The organism is Streptomyces sp. DvalAA-43 (assembly GCF_900091725.1).
Classification (GTDB): Bacteria; Actinomycetota; Actinomycetes; order Streptomycetales; family Streptomycetaceae; genus Streptomyces; species Streptomyces pulveraceus.
On sequence record NZ_FMBW01000102.1, the window covers coordinates 1 to 2095 of the forward strand.

At 69.2% G+C, this 2095-nt stretch carries 1 protein-coding gene; it reads right to left on the reverse strand.

Annotated features, from left to right (window positions below):
* Positions 1-2078: non-ribosomal peptide synthetase (locus GA0115234_RS41165; protein WP_237542166.1), on the reverse strand; the 2078-nt coding region annotated here is incomplete at its 3' end.
* Positions 2079-2095 lie beyond the last annotated feature (17 nt).

Below are 2095 nucleotides of genomic sequence, written 5' to 3' on the forward strand. Positions count from 1 at the left end.
AGCACCACGAACGCCGACGGCACCATGTACTCCGGCAACACCCCCGCCACCACCGACCGCAGCACCGCCGGATCCACAACCGCGTCCCCGTCCGGCACCACATACGCCACCAACCGCCGGTCACCCGGCACATCCTCACGCACCAGCACCGCCACCTGACCCACCCCAGGCACCGCCGAGACCCCCGCCTCCACCTCACCCAACTCGATACGGAAACCCCGCACCTTCACCTGGTCATCCACCCGGCCCACGAACTCCAGCACCCCACCCGAAACCCAACGCACCAGATCACCCGTCCGGTACATCCGCTCACCCACCCCGAACGGACACGCCACGAACCGCCCAGCCGTCAACCCCGAACGCCCCAAATACCCACGCGCCAAACCCACCCCGGCCACATACAACTCCCCCACCACACCCACCGCCACCCGCGACAACCCACCATCCAGCACGAACACCCGCACATTCCCCACCGGACCACCGACCGGAACGGTCGAAGGTACGGAGTCGGGTGTGTGGAACAGATTGGAGGTGGCGGCGAATGTGATCTCGGTGGGGCCGTACCCGTGCCGAACCACCGTGTCGGGGCACTTCTCCAGTACCCGGCGCGCCGAGCTGGCGGTGACCGAGTCACCCCCGGTGAAGACCTCGCGCACCGCGGCGAAGCACTCGGGACTCTCCTCGCCGAAGACCCGGAAGAGACCGGCGGTCACATGCACGTGCGTGATGGCGTAGGTGTCGACGAGCTCTGTGATCAGGGACGCGTCGACCCGGACGCCCGGCGGAGCGACCACGACGGCAGCGCCGGCGAGCAGCGGCACCCATACCTCGTAGGTGGCGGCGTCGAAGGCGTGTGGTGAGTGGAACAGCACCCGGTCCGCCGCGCCGATGCCCCAGGTGTCGACCAGGCCGAGGTCGACCACACCACGGTGCGGGGTCGCGACGCCCTTGGGCTCTCCGGTGGAGCCCGAGGTGTACATCACGTAAGCCAGTCGGCTCGGGTGGCGTGGGACGACCGGCGCGGTCGCCGGGTACGGTGCGCCCACCGAGGGGTCGTCGACGCGGATCAGACCGATGCCGGCCGGGCCGCTCCCGGCCCGCAGAGCGTGCCCCGCCGTGTGGGCGTCGGTCAGCAGCAGTTCGGCGGCCGTTTCGCGGAGCACGTAACGCATGCGGTCCGCCGGGTCGGACAGGTGCAGCGGTACGTAGTAGCCACCGGCCTTGAGGACGGCGAGCTGGGCGACGATCAGCTCCGGCGACCGCTCCATCAGGAGAGCGACGGCGCTCTCCGGGGCGACGCCCCGATCGACGAGGTGGTGGGCGAGGCGGTTGGCTCGGGCGTCGAGTTCGGCGTAGGTCAGGGTGGTGTCGCCGGCCAGTACGGCGGGCGCGTCCGGAGTGTCCCGCGCCTGCCGCTCGATCAAGGTGACGAGGTCGGTGTCGGGCACCGTCTGGGTGGTCGTGTTGAAGCCCGCCAGCTGCTCGTGCTCGTCGGCGTCGAGGATGTCCACGTCCAGCAGGTGCCGGTGCGGCTCCACCGCCATGGCGGTGAGCATCCGGACCAGCCGGTCGACCAGGCGCCGGGCGCCCTCCTCGGTGTACAGGTCGGTCGCGTACTCCAGGTTGCCCCGGATGCCGACGGGCCGGTCACCGTCGAAGCGCTCGAAGATGCCGAAGGAGAGGTCGGAGCGGGCGACACCCGGGTTGACGAAGTTGCCGTCGACGCTCACTCCGGTGAACGAGAAGCTGCCCTCGATGTCGCCGAGCGTCGTCAGCATGACTTGGAAGAGGGGGTTGTGGGCGAGGCTGCGGGTGGGGTTGAGGTGCTCGACCAGCCGGTCGAACGGCAGGTCCTGATGGGCGTAGGCCGCCAGATCCGCTTCCCGGACCCGGTCGATCAGCTCGGCGAACGTCGGATCACCCGACGTGTCCGTCCGCAACACCAACGTATTCACGAAGGACCCCACGAGATCGTCGAGACCTTCGTCCGAGCGCCCGGCCACCGGAGAACCCAGAGCAATGTCACTACTCCCGCTCAGACGGCTCAACAACGCTGCCAGGGCCGCCTGAACAACCATGAACACCGTGGCATGAC